Here is a 22,377-nt window from a genome sequence, read left to right on the forward strand (position 1 = left end):
CCGTCGACGCAGCTCCTGCTGAGGCGGTCCGTCCTGACGCAGCGACGCCGGCGAGCGGCGCGACCGGCCTGCGGCGGGCGCTGCAGGAGCGTGCCCAGGCCATGCTGGCGAGCGGTGCCACCGGTGTCGTGCACTGCGGACCCGACGGCTCGCCGCTCGCGTCCGGTGTGCGGGCGTTCGTGCAGACGTGGACGCCGCCGCCGCGACTCGTGGTCCTCGGCGCCGTCGACTTCGCGCGCGCCCTGGCTGGGGCTGGACGCTTCCTCGGCTACGACGTCACCGTCTGCGACGCCCGGCCCGCCTTCACGACCGCCGACCGGTTCCCTGACGCCCACCGCGTGGTCGTCGACTGGCCGCACCGCTACCTGGACGCCGAGGTGGCCGCCGGTCGGATCGACGCTCGGACGGTGGTGTGCGTGCTCACCCACGACGCCCGCTTCGACGTGCCGACGCTGACCCGCGCGCTGCGCCTCCCCGTCGCCTACGTCGGGGCGATGGGCTCGCGGCGCACCCACCGGGAGCGACTCGAGCAGCTGCGCGCCGCCGGCCTGACGAGCGAGGAGCTCGACCGGCTGCACTCGCCGCTCGGCCTCGACCTGGGCGCGCGCACGCCGGAGGAGACGGCCATCAGCATCCTCGCCGAGGTCGTCGCCGTCCGTTGTGGCGGCACCGGACGCGGGCTCGGCGACACCGACGGGCCGATCCACCGTCGGTCCGGCTCCGCCGGCGGTCGAGGCGTCGACGACGCCTACCTGAGCCGCACGTAGTGGTCGTCGTAGTGCTCGATGACGGTCTTGGTCCCAGGGACGATCACCGCGTACGCCCAGTACCCCGAGCGCGGCGTGCGGAGAGTGGTGCGCAGCGCTCCTCGTGAGTAGCGGACGCGACGCTCGTAGGTCTTCCCCGAGGGGTACAGGTAGTCACCCTTGGGGCGGAGGGCGATCCACTGCACGTAGGCGGTGCCAGTGGGTCGCGGTGTCCCCCCGAGCGTGATCCTCGCCGAGACGTCGAAGCTCCTGCTGCCCTTCACCTTCGCGCTCGCGCGCACGTGGGCCTTGGTGCGCACGATGGTGCTCGATCCGCGCGACGCCACGGTCACGGGCGCGACGCCCTCGTAGGAGCGGGGCGGCACGTGGGTGACCTGGACGCGCAGCTGGTGTCCCACGTCGGACGCGGTGGGGTGGTACGCCCGCCGGGTCGCGCCGGAGATCGTCGTCCAGCGACGTCCGTCGTAGCGCTGCCACTGGTAGCGCTGCGTGGCGGCGCTGACCGTGGAGTACCCAGGGTTGGCCGTCACCCTCGACCCGGCCAGGGGCCGGGGCGGGACGGTCGGGTTCTTCTGGACGACGAGCGGGGCGTCCAGGAGCCGGACGTCGACGGACGTCGTCGAGCCGCGCTCGGCCGAGACGGTCTGTGCGGAGTCGGCGTCGGAGGCGCCGCCGCTCCACGCCGTGCGGTGGACGACGAGCTGCTGCCCGTTGACGTAGGTCTTCCCGGGCGTGAAACGCAGCTTCGCAGCGCCACTGATGGCGGGCATCTCCCACCGGCCGAACCCGTCGGTCCGGGTGGTGCGGATGGGGTCGCCATCGGTGGCGTCGTCGGCGTAGAGCGCCACCTCGACCCAGCTCAGCGCCTCGCCGCGACGGTCGGTCACGCGCCCGGCGAAGGTCCCGCCGGCGGGCTCGACGGTCTGTGCCCCCAGCTCGACCGTGTCCCGGTTGACGCAGATGTTGGTGGCGTCCTCGACTCCCGTCCCCTGGAGCTTCGGCGCGCTCCAGTGGCGCCAGGCCCGCGGCAGGTAGGTGCGCGAGGCCGGCGAGCCGTCGGGAATCTCGTTGACCGTCGCGCGGTACAGGCCTTGGGGGACGGGGGCGGTGAAGGACCCGGCGCCGCGGCCCGATCCAGAGGTCCGGGTCGCCTCGAGGACCCAGGGTCCCTCGGGCGTGTCGGTGACCGAGCGGTAGAGGCGCACCTCCAGGCCCGAGACCCCGTCGTAGCTCCGATTGACCACCGTTCCCCGCACGGTCGACGTGACTCCGTCCTCGAACGCCGGCTCCAACGTGACGTCGGGGCCCTGGGTGTCGGCCGTGGGGGTCGCGCCGGTCGTCGGCAGGGTGAAGGGCGTGGCCGACGCGAAGTCGTCGCCACCCACCCAGCTGGGCATGTAGCCGTCAGCCCGCACGAGCACCTTCGTGGGCTCCTCGAAGCCGGTGACGTCGTAGCCGGTGGCGTCGTAGAAGGCGAAGCTGCCTGCCCGGGCCGGGTCGGCGTCGTCAGCGGCGTAGACCTCGCTGCGGCCGTGAGGGCGCGCATCCTGGCAGATCGACGTGATCTGACCCTTCAGCCTGCCCGTCCGGGAGGGCAGGTAGGTCGTCTCGAGCTCCTGGGACCAGGGGCCACCGCGGTAGTCGGGGCGGACGGAGAAGTAGGGTTCCCCGCCCGACCAGGAGTCCGACCGGTAGGTCGCGCTGCCGCGAAGCCTCGACTCGGCGGAGCCGTTCGGCTGGGCGTTGAAGGTCGCGCGGTAGAGGCCTTCCGCGAGCGTGACGCGGTAGCGTCCCGACGCGTCCGTGGTCGTCGTGGCGGCGGTCTCGAAGGGCCCGTCGGTCTGGCCGGTGGTCGAGCGCTCGATGCGGACCTCCACGCCGGGGGCGTCGGTCGATCCACCGACGAAGTCCGGCAGGCGCGGCTCGTCGGCTGCGGACGCGGCTGGCGCGAGGCCGAGGACGAGAGCGACCACGAGCAGGGCGAGGACGGACAGCCGTGTGTTCTTCACAGTTCCCCTGGATGTTTGAGCAAGACGTCTGAACTCTAGGGGTGGCGCACCCGGGGTGTCCGGGTTTCGCCCGGAATTCCTCCCCGACCTGCACCGAGCCCCGACGTGCTCCCTGCGGCACCAGCCGCCACGTCGATGGGGCTGCGTTCATCGGCGGGAAGTGCATGGACGCCGACGCGGCGGGTACGCCCGGGGTGTCGACGCCGACCCGACCGGAGGATGACATGCGCTGCACCCGAGCCCCGAGGGGACCAGGAGGGCGTCGTGCGTGCGCCTAGGCCGTGGGGCCACCGGGGCCCGGGGACCGTGGACGAGGAGCGACACCTGCGCGTGCCGGTACGCACCGCCTACGACCGGTGGACGCAGTACGAGAGCTTCCCGCGCTTCGCGCGCCACGTGCACCGGGTCGAGCAGGTCCGTCCGGCCGTGACGCGCTGGTTCGTCCGGCTCGGACCGCTGCGCCACGAGTTCCACGCCGAGGTGGTGGAGCAGCATCCCGACACCCTCGTCGCGTGGCACACGCTCGGGAGCCGCGTCGTCCACGAGGGCGAGGCGACGTTCCGTGCCACCGGTCCCGACACGTGCGTCGTCACCCTGACCCTCCGCGTGCCGTGCCCGCCCGTCGTGCCCCGACGAGCGGCCGAGGCCCTGCTGCGACCGATCGTCAGCGCCGAGCTGGACCGCTTCCGGACGTTCGTGGAGACCGTGGGCGACGTCGGCGAGGCCTGGCGCGGCACCATCCACCGCGGTCGGGTCGAGCACGTCGAGAAGGAGCCGCCGGCCCACCCGGGATGGGTGCACGGCTGAGCCCGAGCCGCCCGACCAGCACGTCGAGAGGAACACCATGGACGACGCACCGCACGACGACGAGACCACGGGCCTGACGGTCGACGAGCCCAGCGCCTGGGCAGCCGGCGTGCCGGCGGTCAGGCACGCGCTGGAGTACTCGCTGGAGCAGACCACCGTTCCCCGAACGGCCCGCACCCTGCTCACCATGAACCAGGTCGACGGCATCGACTGCCCGGGGTGCGCCTGGCCCGACCCGGAGGTCGGGCACCGTTCGCGCAACGAGTACTGCGAGAACGGCGCGAAGCACGTCAACGACGAGGCGACGCGGCGTCGGGTGACGTCCGAGTTCTTCCGCGCCCACCCGGTCGACGATCTCGCGTCCCGATCGGACCGGTGGCTCAACCAGCAGGGTCGCCTGACCGAGCCCATGGTCAAGCGACCGGGCACCGACCACTACGAGCCGATCGGCTGGAACGAGGCGTTCGCCCTCGTGGCCGACGAGCTGAGGTCGCTCGACTCGCCCGACCAGGCGTCCTTCTACACGTCGGGACGCGTGAGCAACGAGGCGGCGTTCCTCTTCCAGCTGTTCGCGCGGGCGTACGGGACGAACAACCTGCCCGACTGCAGCAACATGTGCCACGAGTCGAGCGGCTTCGCGCTGCACGAGACGCTCGGCACCGGCAAGGGCTCGGTGAGCCTGCTCGACCTCGAGAACGCCGACCTGATCTTCCTCGTCGGCCAGAACCCTGGGTCGAACCACCCGCGACAGCTGTCGGCGCTGGAGACCGCCAAGCTCAACGGCGCGCGGATCGTCGCCGTCAACCCGCTGCCCGAGGCGGGCCTGCGCCGGTTCAAGAACCCGCAGAAGCCGCGCGGCGTGGTGGGCCGGGGGACCGAGATCGCCGACCGGCTCCTGCAGGTGCGTCCCGGTGGCGACCTCGCGCTGTTCCAGGCGCTCAACCGGATGCTGCTGGAGGCCGAGGACAAGGCACCGGGCACGGTGCTGGACCGTGACTTCATCGAGTCGAGCACCGACGGCTTCGACGCGTTCGCCGAGCACGTGCGGGGCGTCGACCTGGCGGAGGTGCTCGAGGAGACCGGCCTGACGCTGGACGAGATCGGTGCCGTGCACGAGGACGTGCTGCAGAGCGACCGCGTCGTGGTCTGCTGGGCCATGGGGCTGACCCAGCAGCGGCACGCCGTCCCGACGATCCGCGAGATCGTGAACTTCCTGCTCCTGCGCGGCAACGTGGGTCGCCCGGGCACGGGCCCGTGCCCGGTCCGGGGGCACAGCAACGTGCAGGGCGACCGCACGATGGGCATCTGGGAGCAGATGCCCGACGCGTTCCTCGACTCCCTGCGCGACGAGTTCGGCTTCGAGCCGCCGCGCGAGCACGGTCGCGACGCCGTCGGGACGATCCGCGCGATGCGCGACGGCGAGGTGAGCGTCTTCTTCGGCCTGGCCGGCAACTTCGTGCGCGCGGCGCCCGACAGCGAGGCCACCGAGGCCGCCCTGCGCCGGTGCCGGTTGACCGTGCAGGTCTCGACCAAGCTCAACCGCTCCCACGCGGTGTGCGGGGAGACCGCGCTGATCCTGCCGGCGCTCGGCCGCACCGAGCTCGATGTCCAGGACAGCGGTCCCCAGTTCCTGACCGTCGAGGACTCGATGAGCCAGGTCCACACCACGAGAGGACGGCTCACGCCCGCGTCGCCGCACCTGCTGAGCGAGGTCGCCATCGTGTGCCGCCTCGCGCGGGCCACGCTCGACGGCTCCCAGGCGATCCCGTGGACCGACTTCGAGGCCGACTACGGGCACGTGCGCGACCGCATCTCCCGCATCGTCCCAGGCTTCCACGACTACGACCGGCGCGTGACGCGCCCGGGTGGCTTCACCCTGCCGAACCCGGTGAACGAGGGTGTCTTCCCGACGGAGACGGGCGCGGCACGGTTCACCACCAACCGCGGTCGCGCGACGCGCGCGCCCGCCGGCCACCTGGTGCTCCAGACCCTGCGCTCGCACGACCAGTGGAACACCGTCCCCTACACCGACGACGACCGCTACCGCGGCATCCACGGCAGCCGCCAGGTGGTGATGGTGAACCGCGACGACCTGCTCGACCTCGGCCTGTCCGACGGCGACACCGTCGACGTCGTGGGGGTCTGGGACGACGGCGTGGACCGTCGCGCGTCGGGGTTCACGGTGGTGGCCTACCCGACACCGCGCGGAGGAGCCGCGGCCTACTACCCCGAGACCAACGTGCTCGTCCCGCTCGACAGCGTCGCCGAGACGAGCAACCAGCCGACCTACAAGGACGTGGTGGTGCGGCTGGAGAAGGTGGGCTCGCGCCCGGACCGCGCGCCGGAGGGAGCCACGACCTGACCCGCGCCCGCGTGCCGTCTCGGCGGGCCGGACCCGCAGATCGTCGGTACGTTCGAGGCATGGCGACGACGACGCGCAGCACGCACGCAGCGGCCCGGACCGGCACCCAGGGACTCGCGTGGGCGGTGCTCGTCGCGTCGGTGCTCGAGGTGGTGGCGCCCGTCGTCACGATCAGTGGTCCGGGTGCGTCGCCCGCCCAGGGCTCGGGGCCGGAGCTGCTGATCACGCCCGTCGGCTGGGCGTTCTCGATCTGGGGCGTCATCTACACGTTGGCGATCGTCCAGGCCGTGGCCACGCTGGTCCGCGGCCCCGGTGCGGTGCCGCGACGTCTGCAGGTCGACTTCGTCGTCCTCTACCTGGGCGGGGCGCTGTGGATCCTGCTGGCCGCCCTCGACAGCAGCATCGCGACCGCGCTCGCGCTGCTCCTCATGCTGGTCGCTGCGGTCGACGCCGTGCTCACCGTGGGGCTGACGACGAGGGGCTCCTCGTCCGAGCCCGGCTGGTTCGCGGTGCTGACGCGCGCGGCGGTCGGCCTCTTCGCAGGCTGGGTCACTGCCGCGTTCTTCCTCAACCTCTCGACCGCGCTCGTCGACCTCGAGGTCGTGTCGGCGCAGTCCGTCGGCTGGCAGCTGGGCGTGCTCGCGGTGGCGGCGGTGACGCTGCTCGCGGTGCTGGTCCGCACGGGCGGGAACGTGGCGTACGCCGCTGCCGGGGCGTGGGCGATGCTCGGCATCGCGGTCACGGGCCGTGCCGACGGCACGACCTCGGTGCTCGCCGCCTCCGCCGTGGCTGGGGTCGCGATCGTCCTGACGGCAGCCGCGCTCCTCGCGCGGCGCCGCGCCTGACACCGGTCCGGCCCGACGCGGCGAGGCCGCCCGACCCCGAGGGGACGGACGGCCTCGACGTGCCTGCTGCGGTCAGCGGACCTTCGTGCCCGCGCTCGCGGCGGTGGCACTCGCGAACCCGGTCTTGCGAGCGGTGACCCGCACGGTCAGCGTCTTGGAGCGGTCGCTCCGCGTGGGCGTGTAGGTCGACGCCGTGGCGCCCTTGATGGCCGCGTCTCCGCGGTACCACTGGTAGCCGTAGGTCCAGCCCGTGCCAGCCCACGTGCCGCGGGCGGCCTTCAGCGTCCTGCCGACCGCAGGCGTGCCCGAGATCGTCGGCTTGGCCAGGTTGGACGCGCCGATCTTGACGTCGCGGGAGGCCGTGACGACATCGACGTAGCCCTCCTTGCGCCAGGTGTACCGGACGGTCAGGACCGTGCCGGCGTCGGCCGCGACGACCGTGTAGCCCGTCTCGGTGGCGCCGCTGATGGGCTTGCCGTTGCGGAGCCACTGGTAGGCGATGCCGTCCTGGCCGGGGGTGGCGTCACCGGCCGTGTCCGACGCCAGGCGCGAGCCGACGGCGGCCTTGCCCGTGACGGTCGGGGCGGGTGCACTGTCGAACGTGTCACCCTCGACCGGGCCGTAGTACTGGTCGGCCAGGGCGCTCGTGCCCGTGCCCTCGACCGTCACCAGGTTCGCCTGCGCGGGGTCCCAGGTCGTGCGACCTGCGGTGTCGTCGCCGTCGAAGTAGTAGCCCGAGGTCTCGTCGTTCGACTGAGGGTCGGCGACGCACGCCGACTCGTCGCCCTGGACGAGGACCTTGTACTGCCCGGCGCTGAGCCCGGAGATGGTGAAGGTGCCCGTCGAGGAGGACGACACTGCGGACCGCGTGGTCAGCGTGCCGTCGGCCGACACGGCCAGGACCGAGCAGCGCAGCGGCTCGCCCCGCGTGTCGAGCACACGGCCCGTGATCGTGGCACCGGTGCGCAGCGTCGCGTTGACCGACGGCGTCGTCTTGCCCGCCGTCACCTTGACCGCCGTGGCGCTCGCGCGTCCCTGCGTCTCCGGGACGTTCTTGAAGAACTGCCCGGTGGCGAGCGACGAACCGCTCGAGCGTGCGAACTGCACCTGGTAGGAGCCGGCGGCCAGACCCGGCACGGCGTACGTCCAGCTGGTGCCGGAGCCCCGCTTCGACGCGACCACGCTCGAGACGAGGTCACCGGACGCCGGGTCGATGACGTCGACGGTGCGCGCGACCCGGTCGCTGACGCCCTTCGGCAGCGTGATGGTGCCCGACACGGTGGCGCCGGCGGTGAGCTTCACGGTCGACAGGCGGGTGCGCGTGCCGTCCTTGACGGTGACCGGCGTGCCCGCGTCCAGCGAGGTCTTGCCGAGGTAGACCTGGGGCGCGTACGCCGGGTTGCCCGGGAAGACCTGCACGGCGTACGTGCCGGCCGGGACGTCGCCGATGACGTAGCCGCCGCGGCTGTCGGTCGACGACTCGTCGACCTGGGTCCAGGTGCCGGACTCCGCCTTCGCGTAGACGACGACGGTCGCGCCGGGAGCGGCCTTGCCGGTCGGCAGCTGCACGGCACCGGAGACCGAGCCGGGCTTGGTGAGGCTGAGGTCGATGCCGGTGACGACCTGGCTGGTCTCGACCGTGATCGGGGTGCCTTCGGTGCCTCCGCCGTAGTAGGTGTCGGGGTACTCGTTCGAGACGGCCTTCACGCGGTAGGTGCCGGCCACGAGGGGTCCGAAGCCGAACCGCCCCTCCGCGTCGAGGTAGCCACCGTCGACGTCGTCGACCTGCGACCACGTGCCGGTGGCCGGGTCGCGTCGCTCGATCGTCGTGAAGGAGTTGTCGGTGTCGACCGGGGCGCCGCTGGCCAGGGTCAGACGACCCTCGATGCGGCCCGCACGGGCCAGCTCGGCGTCGACGCCGGGGAGGGTGCCGCCGGCGGTGACCGTCACGTCCTGGCCGGCGTCGCGGGTGGCGGCGTCGTTCCAGTACTCCGTGTAGTGGTAGCCGTTGCCGTCGTAGAAGCGCAGCTTGTAGCTGCCGGGCTGCAGGACGAGGTCGTAGGCGTGGTCCTCCTCGAAGACCGGTGCGAAGCCGGCCGTTCCCCAGGTGCCCGTCGCCGGGTCGCGGTACTGGGCGATGACGGCGAGGTTGTCGTGGCGCAGGTCGGGCTGTCCCGTGACGGTGCCGGAGACGACCCCGCCCTCGGGGGAGGTGATGTCGACGGTGGTGGTGCGTCCGGCGGGGACCTTCACGGTCGTGGCGGACTCGACCGTGCGGGCGGCGGGGTGGAAGACGGGTGCGAGGTTCGTGAAGGTCGTCTCGCCCGTCTCCTCGTCGTAGCTCGACAGCGACTGCGGCGCGACGCCGATGCGGTACTGGGTGGCGTCCAGTCCCTCGTCGAAGCGGTAGACGCCGTTCTCGTCGCTGAAGACCTGCTGCGTCGAGCTCCACAGCGGGGTCTGGCCGGGCTCCGCGATGTTGACGTAGAGCTCGACCCCGGTGGACACCGGGTGGCCGTCGAAGGAGGTGATGGTGCCGGTGACGACCGTGGTGGCGGCCTGGGCGGGTGCGGTGCCGGCGAGGATGCCGAGCAGGAGGGCGGAGGCGGTGACGAGCGCGAGCACGGCGCGCTGCAGGGGGACGGGGCGTGGGATCACGGGGGACTTCCGATCGGTAGGACTCGGTGCACCCTAGGACCGCGTCCGACGCCACGTCCGGCGAATGAACAAGTTTCGCGCACCTTCTGCGAAGCGCTGCGCGGCGTGCCCCGGACGAGGCAGGATGGGTGCTTCCGCTCAGTGCCGGATCGGCAGCCGTCGTGTCACCAGAGCACCTGTCCGACGGGGTTCACCGGGCCGGGGGCGTCCGCACCGATCATCTCGAGCAGGTCGATCTCGATCGTGCGGCTGATCGCCGTCATCGGGACGTCGTGCACGTCGTCGGAGAACGGGTCCGCGAGGTCCTTGCCGACCTGGACCGCGAGCAGGAACATCATGCCGACCAGGCCCGAGCCGATCGGCGTCCACCACTGCAGGTCCTGGTAGACCGCGAACGGCAGGATGATGCAGAACGTGCGGGCGAAGAACGACGGCAGCAGCCGGTACTGCACGGGCAGCGGGGTCTTCTTGATCCGCTCCAGGCCGCCCTGCGCGTCGGTCAGGACGCTGAGCGTCGACTCGACCTGCACGCGGGCGAAGTCGTCGATCATGCCGCGACGACGCGCCTCGGCGAGGAGCCGACCCAGGTGGGTGAGCGTGGCCGTCGGGCCGCTGCTGGCGTTCTTGACCCGGACGGCGGCGTCACGCGAGAGGTAGCGGTCGATCTCCGGCGGGGGGTCCTGCTGGCGCAGCGACGTCCGCAGGCTGTGCACGTAGGCGATCTGGGCGCGCACCATGTCGGGGCCGAGCTCGCGCCGCGCGTTCGGCACGGTCGGGTCGAGCAGCGTGGTCGCCTCGCGTGCCACGTTCCGCGAGTGGTTGACGATGCTGCCCCAGAGGGTGCGCGCCTCCCACCACCGCGCGTAGCCCGCGTTGACCATGAAGCCGAGGAACAGGGCGATGGCCGTGCCGTAGAGCGTGTACTGGATCGTGATGCCCGGGAACTCGAACCAGTTCAGCTGGAACGCGACGGTCACCCCGACGTCCCAGGTGAGCAGCATGATCGTCGGCACGAGCAGCGGTCGCCAGACGGATGCTGACCTCGGGAGGCGCGAGGTGATCATGCGTCAAGCCTTGCGTGGACAGCGTCGGACCGCAGGTCAGAAGGGCGCGTCCGTCCCTGAGGAGCCGCCAAGAGTTCGTCGACGGCACGGGTCGCTCGCGTCGACGGCCCGGTGGTGGTCTCGGACGTCCCCTGGTACTGGTGGGAGGACGACGTCGACGAGAGGGAACACATGCTCGGCTGGTCCACCGATCCTCGCAGGCGGCATCCGTTCACCGTGCTGTACATGCGGCTGATGTGGCTGCGTCGTGACAAGCAGGCCTTCGAGGGCGCGCAGCGCACGCTGCGCACCGCCAGGAGACGTCAGCAGTCGGGCGACGCCCCGCCGACACGACGGGCCCGGTGGGTGCACCGGGTGGGACGCGCGCATCGGCACGGGATGACCGTGTGGTCGGTGCAGCCACGACGTCGTCGTCCCGTCGTCCGCGTGGTCTACCTGCACGGTGGCGGCTACGTGCACCCGCTGACGTCGGACTACTGGAGGCTGGTGTCGGCCCTGGCGCGGACGCCGGCCCTCGTGGAGGTCCCGGCCTACCCGCTGGCCCCGGACGCGACCGTCGACGACGTGCTGCCCGCGCTCGTCGCGCTGGCGGCCGACGACGTGGACCGGCTGCCGACGGTCGTCATGGGCGACTCGGCCGGCGGGGCGCTCGCGCTGGTCGTCGCACGTCGCCTCTGTGACGGCGACGGGCCCGAGCCACGTCGTGTCGTCTGCCTCTCGCCCTGGCTCGACGCGACCCTGTCGGAGCCCGAGGTGCGTGACCTGGAGGCGTCGGACCCGATGCTCGCCGAGTCCGGGCTGCGCGCGGCCGGGCGCTGGTGGGCCGGCCGACGCGACCCGGCCGACCCCGAGGTCAGCCCGCAGGCGACGAGGCTCGACGGGCTGCCGCCGGTCGACGTCCTCGTGGGCGACCGGGACATCCTGCGTCCGGCGGTCGAGACGCTCGCGGAACGGGCGCGGGACGCGGACGTCGACCTGCGCGTGCACGAGGTGACGAGCATGTTCCACGTGTGGATGACCCGAGCGATCCCCGAGGGGCGTCGGACACGACGCGCGCTCGTCGCGCTGCTGCGCACGACGGCGGCGAGCCCGCCGGGCTGAGTCGGTGGCCCGCCGCGGCGGGGGCGACGGCGCGCGACGTTCAGACCACGCGGAACACGACGGCCAGGCGTTGACGGACGCCCGGGACGTCGATGCCGGCGTCGCCGGAGCGCAGGAGCAAGCTCTCCAGCTCTGCAGGACGCACCACCGCGACGCCGCGGGTGGTCACGCCGTCGGCGGCCGGGCCGTCGCCGGCGACGCAGAGGACGGGATGCACCGGCACGTCGGCGCCCACGACGTCGCGCACCGCGGCGGCCTGCTTGAGCACCGTGTCGACGGGCCGCGAGACGGTGCGTCGGCCCACGACGAGGCGCTCGCTGCGGGGGCGCAGCCGGCCACCCTCGACGACGACGCGCAGGTCGCCCTCGAGGTCGGACTCGGCGACCACCCAGACGCCGCCGGGCGTGACGACGACGTGGTCGAGGGTCGTCGAGGACCCCGGCACCCGACGCCCGTGGAGCAGTCGGACGTCGTGGTCGCGCAGCTGGTCGAGGCGGTGCCGCAGGTCGGCGTGCGCTGTGGGAGAGACGGCCGGCGCGAGCTCGTCGTCACCGGTCCGACGGTGCCGCGCCGCGGCGGCCAGGGCGGCACCGCCCTCGCAGTCGACGCACCGGACCGAGCCGTGGTCGGGGTCGGCGACGGCGGTCGTGCGCGGTGCGAGCGCGCTGGAGCAGAGGCTGCACGTGCCAGGTCGGCGCAGGACGATGCGCCGCTCGCCCGTCGGCGTCTCGGACCGGTGGCGTCCGTACGCGGGTCGCTCCACCTCGTGCACCGTCACCGTCTGATCCCCTCGCTCTCCACGACCGTCGGTGGCTGAACCGTACGCGTTCCGGGGCTGTCCCGCAGGGATTGACGCGCCGCGGGTGGGGCAGGCGGAATAGTGGGGGAGGGCCGGTGCTTGAAGTAGATGAATTTTGAACTACTTTTGGTCGAGAGACGACAGCGGAAGGTGACCAGCATGACCACGCAGACCGACGACACCACGACGACCCCCGCCGTGCAGTTCGGGCTCGACACGTTCGGCGACATCCCCCTCGGACCCGACGGAGAGCTGCTGTCGCACGCGGACGCCATCCGCCAGGTCGTCGAGGAGGCCGTGCTCGCCGACCGGGTCGGCGTCGACGTCATGGCGCTCGGCGAGCACCACCGCGACGACTTCGCCATTTCCAGCCCCGAGACGGTGCTGGCCGGCATCGCCTCGCGCACGGAGCGGATCCGGCTGGCGTCGGGCGTGACCGTGCTGTCCTCCGACGACCCGGTGCGCGTGTTCCAGCGCTTCGCGACGCTCGACGCGCTGTCGAACGGTCGGGCGCAGGTGATCCTCGGCCGCGGCTCCTTCACCGAGTCGTTCCCGCTCTTCGGCTTCGACCTCGCCGACTACGACGTGCTCTTCGAGGAGAAGATCCAGCTGTTCACCGAGCTGCTGAAGGAGCAGCCGGTGACGTGGTCGGGCACCACCCGCGCGCCGCTCGAGGGCGCCGACGTCTTCCCGAAGACGGACTCCGGCCACCTCGACACCTGGGTCGGGGTCGGCGGCTCGCCGCAGTCGGTCGTCCGCGCCGCGCACTACGGCCTGCCGCTCATGATCGCCATCATCGGCGGGTCGCCCGACCGGTTCGCGCCCTACCTGGAGCTGTACGGCCGGGCCGCGGAGAAGTTCGGCACGACCGCGCACCCGGTCGGCATGCACTCGCCCGGGTTCGTCGCCGACACCGACGAGGCCGCCGCACGCATCGCCTGGCCGCACTTCAAGGCGTCGCGCGACCGCATCGGCCGTGACCGCGGCTGGCCGCCGGTCACGCCGCGTGACTACGAGCGCGAGATCGCGCACGGCTCGCTCTACCTCGGGTCGCCCGAGACGGTCGCCCAGAAGATGGCTGCGGCCATTCGCACGCTCGGCGTCGGTCGGTTCGACATGATCTACACGACCGGGTCGACGCCCGCCGCCGACCGTCTGCGGTCGGTCGAGCTGTACGGCACCGAGGTGATCCCGCGGGTACGCGAGCTGCTGGCGGCCGACGCGACGGTGCCGGCCGCGGCGGCGCAGGCATGACCACCGTCGGCATCCTCGGCGCGGGCAAGGTCGGCACCGTCCTGGCCCGCCTCGCCGTGGCGGCCGGCCACGAGGTGCTGGTGGCGGGCTCGGGCCCGGCGGAGGACATCGAGCTGACCGTCGACGTGCTCGCACCCGGTGCGACGTCGACCGTCGCCGACGACGCTGCCCGCCGCGCCGACGTCGTCGTGCTGGCACTGCCCCTCGGCAAGCACCGCACCGTCCCGGCGGAGGCGCTGGCTGGCAAGGTCGTCGTCGACGCGATGAACTACTGGTGGGAGGTCGACGGCGTCCGTGACGACCTGACCGATCCCCGCACGTCGACCAGCGAGGTCGTGCAGGCGTTCCTGCCCGAGGCGCGCGTCGTGAAGGCGTTCAACCACATGGGCTACCACGACCTCGAGGACGGTGCGCAGCCGTCGGGCTCGGCCGACCGGCGGGCGATCGCGGTCGCGGGCGACGACGGCGACGCCGTGGCCGCGGCGTCGCGGCTCGTCGACGAGCTCGGCTTCGACCCCGTGGTCGTGGGGCCCCTGGCCGACGGAGTGCGTCTGGAGCCGGGGACGGAGCCGTTCGGCGCGAACGTCGGCGCCGACGAGCTGCGCGCGATGGTGGCGCGCTTCCCCGAGTCCGAGCGCGGCCGAGAGGTGCTCGCCGCCCGCACCTAGCCGATCAGCTCGTCGGGCGCGATGATGCGGGGCCCGAGGTCGGTGGCGAAGAAGAGGGCCCGGCTCGAGAACGCCGCGGCCTGCAGGTGACGGTGCAGGGCGCGGCACCACCGCAGGTCGGCCGCCGTCATGACGGGTGAGCGACCGGGCCGGGCCTTCATGAGCGCCACCCCGCCTCCCGGCGCCAGCTCCTCGACGGTCTCCGCGAGCCGCTCGACGAGCAGGCCGAGCATCCCGTCGTCGGGCGCAGCAGCCTGGTGCTCGTCGTACAGGTGGATCACCGGACCCACGATCCGCGCCCGTCGGTCGAGCACGAGCACGAACAGCTGCGGCGCCGAGTACCCGAAGCCGCCGTCGACGAACCGCCACGCGGCGGTCAGGGCGGCCGTGGTCGAGAGCGAGCAGTCGAGAGGACTCATCCCCTCAGCCTCCCCACGCGACTCCGGGAGGCCCAGTGCTCGTCCACAGGGGGCGCCGACCTGCGGCTGCGTCGGTGCGGCTTCTCGTGGCCCTGCGGCTGCGTCGGTGCGGCTTGCTGCTCGGGTAGGGCTGCGCTGGCGCGGCTTCGACTCGTCCTGCGCTCCGAAAGGGCCTCGACCGGGCGGCTGGCGACGGCGCTGGTCTGGGGTCTCGGGCTGCGGGTCGGTGCTGGGGGTGGACGCACGATCCTGCGTGTGCGCCCCCTCAGCGGTGGATCTGCCACCTTCTGAGGCCTGTACAGGTGGCATATCCACCGCCGGCGGGGTCAGACGTGGCAGCGCTTCTCCCTTCTCGTGGACCGTGCCACGAGAAGGGAGAAGCGCTGCCCACCCCACCCCCAAGGGCAACCAAGATTCTCCCTTCGTGCGCTCGGGCCCAACGCTTCTGCGTTGGTGACGGGATCCCGTAGCAAACGCAGAAGCCTTGGCCTTCAGCCCACCAACGCAGATCCTTGCGTCCGACGCGAGCCACAGCCCGAGACCCCAGACCAGCGCACCGCCCAGCCGCCCGGTCGAGGCCCTTTCGGAGACCACCTCCAGCGCCAGCCGAGGCAGCGCACCAGCAGGTCCGGACCCCCTGCGCCAGCGCACCAGGAAGGTCACGACGACCGCAGCCGCAGGTCGACGAGGACCGCGCACCCAAGGAAAAACCACCACCGCCCCCACCCGAACGGGTGGGGGCGGTGTGGGGTTGGTCCGTCAGGCGGCGGCGGGGGTGGCCTCGGCGGGGGCCGGGGCGGCCTGGCGCGGCTTGCGGTCGGGGAGGGCGAAGCGGCAAATCTTCTTGGCGACGCTGAAGAGCTGCTTGTGCAGCGGGCCGGTGTTGTACTCGATGCCGTAGCGCTCGCAGATCTCCTGGACCTCGACGGAGATGGCCCGGTAGCGGCGGGCCGGGATGTCGGGGAACAGGTGGTGCTCGATCTGGTGCGACAGGTTGCCCGACATCAGGTGCAGCAGCTCGCCGCCGCTGATGTTCGCCGAGCCGAGCAGCTGGCGGTAGTACCAGTGGCCGCGCGACTCGTCCTCGCACTCCTCCTCGGTGAACGTCGCGACGCCCGCGGGGAAGTGGCCGCAGAAGATGATGTTGAACGCCCACACGTTGCGGACGAGGTTCGCGGCGGCGTTGCCGGCGAGGGTCAGCGGGAACAGGGGGCCGGTGAGGGCGGGGAAGACGACGTAGTCCTTCAGGGCCTGCTTCTTCACCTTCTTCATGATCGCGGAGTGCATGTGCGCGTTCTCCTCGATCTTGCGCTTGCCCTTCACGATGTTCTCGACCTCGAGGTCGTGCATGGCCACGCCCCACTCGAAGAAGACCATCAGCAGGAACGCGTACAGCGGGTTGCCCAGGTAGTAGGGGTGCCACTTCTGGTCGGCGTCCATGCGCAGGATGCCGTAGCCGATGTCGCGGTCCTTGCCGAGGATGTTGGTGAACGTGTGGTGGATGTAGTTGTGGCTGTACTTCCACTGCTCGCCCGGGCACACGTTGTCCCAGTCGTAGATGCGCGAGCTGAGGTTCGGGTCGCCCATCCAGTCGTACTGGCCGTGCATGACGTTGTGACCGATCTCCATGTTCTCGAGGATCTTGGAGAGGCTGAGCGCGGCGACGGCCAGCGGCCACGCCGGCGGCACGTAGAAGAGGGCGCGGCCGGCGACCTCAAGCTGCTGCTGGCGCTTGACGACGCCGCGGATGTACTTCACGTCCTCCTCGCCGAGGTCGGCGAGGATGCGCTGGCGCAGCGCGTCCATCTCGTTGCCGAACGCCTCGAGCTGCTCCGGCGTCAGGTTCGGCACCTTCGGGTCGGAGGCGCGGGTCTTGGTCTTCTTGGCGCGAGGGACGAACGGGATCGTGGTCATGTCGTGTCCTTCCGGGATGAGGAGGTCGTGAAGGTCGGTGGTCAGAGGTCGACGGCGCAGCTGCCGACGGGGGCCGAGACGCAGATGCGCACGTCCTCGTCGGGCAGCGAGGAGGTCTCGCCGGTGAGGATGTTGCGGACGGTGCCCTCGGTCTTGCGCGACGTGCACGAGAAGCAGATGCCCATGCGGCAGCCGAACTCCGGCGTCAGGCCCGCGGCCTCGGCCTGCTCGAGGATGCTCGAGCCGTCGTTGGAGGCCGTGGACCCGGCGAGGTTGAACGCGAGGGTGCCCTCGGCGTCGTCGTCCTTGGCGAACGCCGGCGGCTTGAAGAACTCGACGCGCAGCCGGGGGGAGTCGCCGTACGCCTCCTGCACGAGCTCGACCAGACCGGCGGGTCCGCACACCCAGGTGTCCATGTCGGTGTAGTCGCCGCCGACCATGAGTCGCAGCTCGTCGGCGTCGAACAGGTGCGGTCCGTAGCGCAGGTGCACGGTGATGCCGTTGTCGGCGGCCGCGATCTCGCGCAGCTCCTCGGCGAAGATCTGGTCCTCGGGGGAGCGGGCGTAGTGGACGAAGGTGATCTTGCGCTGGGCGTGACCGTCGTAGCCGTCGCGCAGGAACGTGCGGATGTGCGACATGACGGGGGTGATGCCGGACCCGCCGGAGATCATGACGAGGTGGTTGTTCGTGGGCGTCGCCGCGCTCTCGTGCACCGTGAAGGCGCCCTCGGCCTGGCTCAGGTGGAGGATCAGGCCGGGCTGGGCCTCGCGGACGAGGTACTTGGAGACGATGCCCTCCTCGTGCGCGCGCACCGTGATGGTGAACCGCTCGCCGGGCAGCGACGCGGCGGAGGAGATCGAGAAGCAGCGGGTGGTGCGACGGCCCGCGACCTCGAGCCCGACCTGCACGTACTGGCCGGACCGGTGTCCGCGCCACGTGCTCGTCGGCTCGAGGGTCAGGGTGGCGACGGGGTGCTCGCCGTCGGTCTCGCGGGTCACGTCGACGACGCGGGCGCGGACGTCGGTGGCGGCCCACATCGGGTTGATCTGGCGCAGGTAGTGGTCGACCCCGTGCGGGGAGGTGAGCGACGCGAGCAGGCGGGAGCCCAGCACGCGCTGGGCGAGCGGGGGGAGCGCGGCGGTGGAGGTCATCGGACGCTGTCCTTCACGGGTCGGGATGGATGGTGTCGGTGGACACCTGTCCACCAACTGTCGGTATGTGACATCCCGGATGTCAACGTCCAGAGGCTGTGACTGCGGGCACGTACGGTGTTTGTGCAGGTCAGGGCGTCGCGTTGGTGGTCACGTGTCCACCGGTGCGTATGATCTGGGTCATGGACGACCAGCCCGTCGCGCTCCCCACGCGCACCGAGCGCAAGGAGCGCACCCGTCGGGCCATCCTCGACGCCGCCCTGACGCTCACCGAGCAGAGCTCGTTGTCGGCCCTCTCGCTGCGTCACGTGGCTCGTGAGGTCGGCATCGCGCCGACCGCGTTCTACCGGCACTTCACGTCGGCGGAGGACCTCGGCCTGGCGCTCGTCGACGAGTCGTTCTCGAGCCTGCGGCGCACGCTGCGCGACGTGCGCGCCGCGCAGCCGTCGGTGGGCGGGGTCATCGGCCCGTCGGTCGAGGTCCTGGTCGACCGGGTCCGCGCCGATCCCGAGCACTTCGGCTTCATCAGCCGGGAGCGGGTCGGCGGTCTGCCGGGCGTGCGCGCGGCGATCCGCCACGAGCTCGACCTCTTCGAGGCCGAGATCGCGACCGACTTCGCCCGCCTGCCGGGTGCCGTCCACTGGTCCAACGACGACCTCCGCACGTCGGCGAACCTCATCGTCGTCGCCATGGTCGCGGCGGTCGAGCGGCTGCTGCAGGGCCCGGGCACGCCGGCGTTCGAGCGCGAGGTGGCGCGGACGACCGCCACGCAGCTGCGGATGCTGTCGATCGGCGCGATCCAGTGGCGCTCGCGTCCGCAGGACCGCGGTGGCAGTGGGCGGCTGCGGGCCGCCGACGACACCGCCACCAGCTGACGACCACGTCGCTCGCGGTCGGCGGTACCGATTCCGTGACGTTCGGGTGACATCGCGACGTTTTCCTCGCCATCGCACCCTGCTGACAGGCATGATCGGCAGGTGAGCCATCCGCTTGACCCGCTGACGTCCGACGAGTTCCGCGCGACCACGGCCCTGCTCCTCGCCGAGCACGGCGTGGGGGAGGGCTGGCGGTACTGCTCGATCGAGGGCCTCCAGCCCTCGAAGCAGGCGCTCGACGCATTCGCCGCCGACGGCACGGTGCCGCCACGGGTGGTCGAGGCGATCTGCCTCGAGCGCGCCACCAACCGCACCTTCCGCGCGCGCGTCGACCTCTCCGCGGACGCCGTCACCCACTTCGCGCACGTGCCCGGCGTGCAGGCGAACGTGACGGTCGACGAGTGGGAGGAGGCCGACGCCGTGCTGCGCGCGCACCCCCACGTCGTCGCCGCGCTGGCGGCGCGGGGCATCACCGACCTCTCGCTCGTGTTCATGGACACCTGGACCTACGGCGACGCCGTGATGCCCGAGGAGTGGCGGGACCGCCGCATCGGCTGGTCCGACACGTGGGTCCGCGCGGCCGAGGGTGCCAACCCCTACGCCGGACCGGTCAACGGCCTGCACTGCGTCATCGACCTCAACAGCATGGAGCTGCTGCGCGTGGAGGACACCCACAGCGTGCCGCGCCCCGACGTGATGGGCGAGTACGTGCCCCGGCACGTGCCCGACCGGCTCAAGGGTCATCGCCCGCCGCGCAAGCCGCTGGAGATCGTCCAGCCCGAGGGCATCGGGTTCGAGGTCGACGGGCACGAGCTGCGCTGGCAGAACTGGACCATGCGGGTGGGCTTCAACCACCGCGAGGGGATGACGCTGCACGCCGTCACCTACGACGACGCCGGTCGTACGCGCAAGGTCGCGCACCAGCTGAGCTTCGCCGAGATGGTCGTGCCCTACCGCGACCCCAGCATCGACCACTACCGGCGCACCGCCTTCGACATCGGCGAGTGGGGGCTCGGCTTCATGACGCAGTCGCTCGAGCTGGGCTGCGACTGCCTCGGCGAGATCCGCTACCTCGACGCCGTGCTGCACGACAGCTCGGGCGAGCCGTACACCATCGCGAACGCGATCTGCCTGCACGAGGAGGACAGTGCGGTTGGCTGGAAGCACGTCGACCACGGTGCTCACGGACCCAGCGCCGAGGTGCGCCGGCAGCGCCGGTTCGTCGTGTCGTTCCACGTCACGGTCGCCAACTACGAGTACATCACCTACTGGCGCTTCTACGAGGACGGCAACATCGAGTGCGAGGTGCGCGCCACCGGCATCATGGTCGTCACCCACGTCGAGGAGGGCCAGCCGCACCCGCACGGGACGCTCGTCGACGAGCGCACGTACGCCCCGTACCACCAGCACTTCCTGGTCGCGCGGCTCGACCTCGAGCCCGACGGCCGGACGAACACCGTCGTGCGCAGCGAGACGGTCGTCGACCCCATCGGCCCGGACAACCCGCTCGGTCTCGGCATCCGGCAGGTGAGCACGCCGATCGCGGTGGAGGGTCACGACGACTTCCGCTGGGAGAGCCAGCGCGCCTGGAAGGTGGTCAACGAGCAGTCGCTCAACGGGCTCGGCACGCCCGTCTCCTACAAGCTCGTGCCCGGCGGGGCGATCCCGTCGTTCTTCGATCCCGCCTCGCCGGTGCTGCAGCGTGCGCAGGTGATCGGCCACACCGTCTGGGTGACCCCGCACGACGCCGAGGAGCGCTGGCCCGCCGGGGAGTTCGTGAACCAGAGCAGGGTCGACCACGGCCTGCCGGAGTGGGTGCAGCAGGGACGGTCGACCGCCGACACCGACGTGGTGCTCTGGTACACGTTCGGCATCCACCACATCACGCGGCCCGAGGACTGGCCGGTGATGCCGGCCGACATCGTCTCGTTCTGGCTCAAGCCCGTCGGGTTCTTCGACCGCAACCCCTCGCTCGACGTCGAGCCCCAGCCGACGTCGGCCTGCCACACCGGGCCGGGCTCCTGCCACTGAGCCCGGCGCCCGGTGCGCAGGGTCAGTCGGAGGTCTCGGAGACCTCGTCGTCCATGTCGGTCGCGAAGACGCGGAACTCGTCGCGGCCGGTGTGCATCGACCAGAGGGTCTCCGCCAGGACCGTCGGGTCCTTCTGCGGGTGACCCTCCTCGATCGACCCGGGGATGACGAGCTGCGCGACGTGGATGTCCTCGTCGGCGAGCGTGTCGTGCAGCATCTGCGCGTAGGCGGACTGGGCTGCGAACGAGAGCGACGTGCCGGCGAACTTCGGCGCGGGGCGCACCGCCGTGCCGCCGTTGATGAACAGGACCGTGCCCTTGCCGACGAAGCGCATGTTCTGCAGCACGGCGTGGACCGCGGCGATCGGGCCGTAGACGGAGAACTCGATGGCGCCCTTGGTGTCGTCGACGGTGGTCTCCAGCAGCGGTCGCAGGAACGACTTCTGGGGGAGCGGGCTGTACTGCAGGACCTCGATCGGGCCCTGCGTCTCGTTGGCCTGCTCCAGCGTCCGGGCGAGCGAGTCGGGGTCGCGGACGTCCGTGGTCCAGCCACGGGCGTCGATGCCCTCGGCCTGGAGGTCGGCGGCGAGCGCGTCGACGCGCTCGGCGTTGCGAGCCAGCAGGGCGACGGCGAAGCCCTCCTTGCCGAAGCGGCGAGCGACTGCGGCTCCGAGTCCTCGGCCGGCTCCGACGATGGCGATGGTAGTCACGGGGGTCCTCCTAGGATCGGGTGGGATGCCCTCTCGACGCTAGTCGCGGTCCTTCGAACCGGCAGCGCGAACGGTCGGCGCTGGCGGCACCTCCGCGGTGGCTGTGCCGGGTCAGTGCGTGGCGGCGACCTTCGCGAACCCCTCGCGGTACGTGGGGTAGTCGGGCGTCCAGCCGGTGGAGCGCAGCAGGGCGTTCGAGATCCGTTTGCCGTGGCCGTGCGCCGGGTCGGCGGGAGGCAGGGGTCCCAGCCCGAGCCGCTCGGCCAGGAACGCGGCGACGTCGCCGCGCAGGGCCGGCTCGTCGTCGGTGCCGAGGTAGACGCGCGCCGGCTCCTCGACCTGGGTCAGCAGGTGCACCGCGGCCCGAGCCGCGTCGACGCGGTGGATCCGGTTCGTCCACCGGTGCGGGTCGCTCACCTCGCCAGCGCGCACCTCGTCGGCGAGGCGAGGCGTGCCCTCGTAGAGGCCGGACAGGCGCAGCACGCTGCCGGTCGGCACACGGTCGAGGAACGCCTGCTCGGCCTCCAGCAGCACGGCGGCGGGAGCGTCGGCGGGCGCCGGAGGCGTCTGCTCGGTGATCACGTCGTCGCCGTCGCCGTTCACGGCGGTCGAGGACACCAGCACGGCGCGTCGTGGGCGCGCGCCCTGTCGGTCGAGGGCGTCGAGCGCCCGCAGCATGCCGTCGACGTACGTGGCGCGGTAGGACTCCTCGCTGCGCGGTCGCGCCGTCAGCACGACGGCGAGCAGGTCGAGGTCGAGGTCCGGCAACGTCGGCTCCTCGCGCGACAGGTCGGCGGAGAGCCCGACGAGCGGGGCCGGCACCTGGTCGGCCTGCCTGCGGATGCCGACCACCCGGTGGCCGAGCGCGGCCAGGCGCAGGCCGACGTCGGCCCCCAGCCGACCGCAGCCGACGAGCAAGGTGTCCGGGGACGTCATGGTTCCTC

18 protein-coding genes are annotated in these 22,377 nt (G+C 71.9%); 9 read left to right on the forward strand and 9 right to left on the reverse strand.

Annotated features, from left to right (window positions below):
* A partial coding sequence (locus A6Q81_RS10815; RefSeq protein WP_286690439.1) for an XdhC family protein occupies positions 1-767 on the forward strand: 767 nt, incomplete at its 5' end.
* On the opposite strand, the gene A6Q81_RS10820 is transcribed toward A6Q81_RS10815, so the two are convergent.
* The gene (locus A6Q81_RS10820) at positions 749-2,776 is read right to left on the reverse strand and encodes a hypothetical protein (protein ID WP_286690440.1); all 2,028 of its coding nucleotides are present in this window, start codon (positions 2,774-2,776) and stop codon (positions 749-751) included. The genes A6Q81_RS10815 and A6Q81_RS10820 overlap by 19 nt on opposite strands.
* Positions 2,777-3,106: 330 nt before the next feature.
* On the opposite strand from A6Q81_RS10820, the gene A6Q81_RS10825 reads away from it, so the two are divergent.
* Genes A6Q81_RS10825 through A6Q81_RS10835 form a run of 3 tightly spaced genes read left to right on the forward strand, consistent with a single transcriptional unit; the run spans position 3,107 to position 6,790 of the window.
* Entirely contained in the window at positions 3,107-3,583 is a 477-nt protein-coding gene (locus A6Q81_RS10825) for an SRPBCC family protein (protein WP_202967712.1), read from the forward strand.
* A gap of 37 nt (positions 3,584-3,620) precedes the next feature.
* A complete protein-coding gene (locus A6Q81_RS10830; protein WP_286690441.1) occupies positions 3,621-5,945 on the forward strand; it encodes an FdhF/YdeP family oxidoreductase in 2,325 nt (774 codons plus the stop codon).
* 59 nt (positions 5,946-6,004) lie between these two features.
* Positions 6,005-6,790 carry a TspO-related membrane protein gene (locus A6Q81_RS10835; protein WP_067856082.1) on the forward strand — a complete coding sequence of 262 codons (786 nt, stop codon included), beginning with the start codon at positions 6,005-6,007 and terminating at the stop codon, positions 6,788-6,790.
* Between the two features lie 72 nt (positions 6,791-6,862).
* Here A6Q81_RS10835 and A6Q81_RS10840 read toward each other — a convergent pair whose 3' ends face one another.
* Both A6Q81_RS10840 and A6Q81_RS10845 read right to left on the reverse strand, forming a co-directional pair.
* Positions 6,863-9,448, reverse strand: a complete 2,586-nt coding sequence (locus tag A6Q81_RS10840) for a carboxypeptidase regulatory-like domain-containing protein (RefSeq protein WP_286690442.1) — start codon at positions 9,446-9,448, stop codon at positions 6,863-6,865.
* Positions 9,449-9,612: 164 nt separating this feature from the next.
* Positions 9,613-10,512 (reverse strand): bestrophin family protein, encoded by a 900-nt coding sequence (locus tag A6Q81_RS10845; protein WP_286690443.1) that lies wholly within the window; start codon positions 10,510-10,512, stop codon positions 9,613-9,615.
* Between the two features lie 171 nt (positions 10,513-10,683).
* Between A6Q81_RS10845 and A6Q81_RS10850 the strand changes: the two genes are divergently transcribed.
* Positions 10,684-11,613: an alpha/beta hydrolase fold domain-containing protein gene (locus A6Q81_RS10850; protein WP_286690444.1), complete on the forward strand. Its 930-nt coding sequence runs from the start codon at positions 10,684-10,686 to the stop codon at positions 11,611-11,613.
* A 40-nt stretch (positions 11,614-11,653) separates the two neighbouring features.
* Here the strand turns inward: A6Q81_RS10850 and A6Q81_RS10855 are convergent, their stop codons facing one another.
* Entirely contained in the window at positions 11,654-12,391 is a 738-nt protein-coding gene (locus A6Q81_RS10855) for a nuclease-related domain-containing protein (RefSeq protein WP_067856091.1), read from the reverse strand.
* A gap of 180 nt (positions 12,392-12,571) precedes the next feature.
* Between A6Q81_RS10855 and A6Q81_RS10860 the strand changes: the two genes are divergently transcribed.
* Positions 12,572-13,666 (forward strand): LLM class flavin-dependent oxidoreductase, encoded by a 1,095-nt coding sequence (locus A6Q81_RS10860; protein ID WP_286690445.1) that lies wholly within the window; start codon positions 12,572-12,574, stop codon positions 13,664-13,666.
* The gene (locus tag A6Q81_RS10865; protein ID WP_286690446.1) at positions 13,663-14,334 is read left to right on the forward strand and encodes an NADPH-dependent F420 reductase; all 672 of its coding nucleotides are present in this window, start codon (positions 13,663-13,665) and stop codon (positions 14,332-14,334) included. Before A6Q81_RS10860 ends, A6Q81_RS10865 begins: the two co-directional genes overlap by 4 nt.
* On the opposite strand, the gene A6Q81_RS10870 is transcribed toward A6Q81_RS10865, so the two are convergent.
* The 3 genes from A6Q81_RS10870 to A6Q81_RS10880 form a co-directional block, all read right to left on the reverse strand.
* A complete protein-coding gene (locus A6Q81_RS10870; RefSeq protein WP_286690447.1) occupies positions 14,331-14,753 on the reverse strand; it encodes a hypothetical protein in 423 nt (140 codons plus the stop codon). The two genes, A6Q81_RS10865 and A6Q81_RS10870, sit on opposite strands and share 4 nt — an antisense overlap.
* 759 nt (positions 14,754-15,512) lie before the next feature.
* Positions 15,513-16,667, reverse strand: coding sequence for a fatty acid desaturase family protein (locus A6Q81_RS10875; protein WP_083516304.1), 1,155 nt, complete (start codon positions 16,665-16,667; stop codon positions 15,513-15,515).
* A gap of 41 nt (positions 16,668-16,708) precedes the next feature.
* Positions 16,709-17,818: a ferredoxin reductase gene (locus A6Q81_RS10880; RefSeq protein ID WP_286690448.1), complete on the reverse strand. Its 1,110-nt coding sequence runs from the start codon at positions 17,816-17,818 to the stop codon at positions 16,709-16,711.
* A 182-nt stretch (positions 17,819-18,000) separates the two neighbouring features.
* Between A6Q81_RS10880 and A6Q81_RS10885 the strand changes: the two genes are divergently transcribed.
* Together A6Q81_RS10885 and A6Q81_RS10890 are read left to right on the forward strand one after the other, a co-directional pair.
* Positions 18,001-18,693 carry a TetR family transcriptional regulator gene (locus A6Q81_RS10885; RefSeq protein WP_067856106.1) on the forward strand — a complete coding sequence of 231 codons (693 nt, stop codon included), beginning with the start codon at positions 18,001-18,003 and terminating at the stop codon, positions 18,691-18,693.
* A gap of 51 nt (positions 18,694-18,744) precedes the next feature.
* Complete coding sequence (locus A6Q81_RS10890) at positions 18,745-20,724, forward strand: primary-amine oxidase (RefSeq protein WP_286690455.1); 1,980 nt, start codon at positions 18,745-18,747, stop codon at positions 20,722-20,724.
* 22 nt (positions 20,725-20,746) lie between these two features.
* Here the strand turns inward: A6Q81_RS10890 and A6Q81_RS10895 are convergent, their stop codons facing one another.
* Positions 20,747-21,433, reverse strand: a complete 687-nt coding sequence (locus tag A6Q81_RS10895; RefSeq protein WP_067856112.1) for an SDR family NAD(P)-dependent oxidoreductase — start codon at positions 21,431-21,433, stop codon at positions 20,747-20,749.
* A gap of 111 nt (positions 21,434-21,544) precedes the next feature.
* Positions 21,545-22,369, reverse strand: a complete 825-nt coding sequence (locus tag A6Q81_RS10900; RefSeq protein WP_286690449.1) for a Rossmann-fold NAD(P)-binding domain-containing protein — start codon at positions 22,367-22,369, stop codon at positions 21,545-21,547.
* Positions 22,370-22,377: the final 8 nt, after the last annotated feature.

Source organism: Aeromicrobium sp. REDSEA-S38_B2 (assembly GCF_001628525.1).
GTDB classification, from domain to species: Bacteria; Actinomycetota; Actinomycetes; order Propionibacteriales; family Nocardioidaceae; genus Aeromicrobium; species Aeromicrobium erythreum.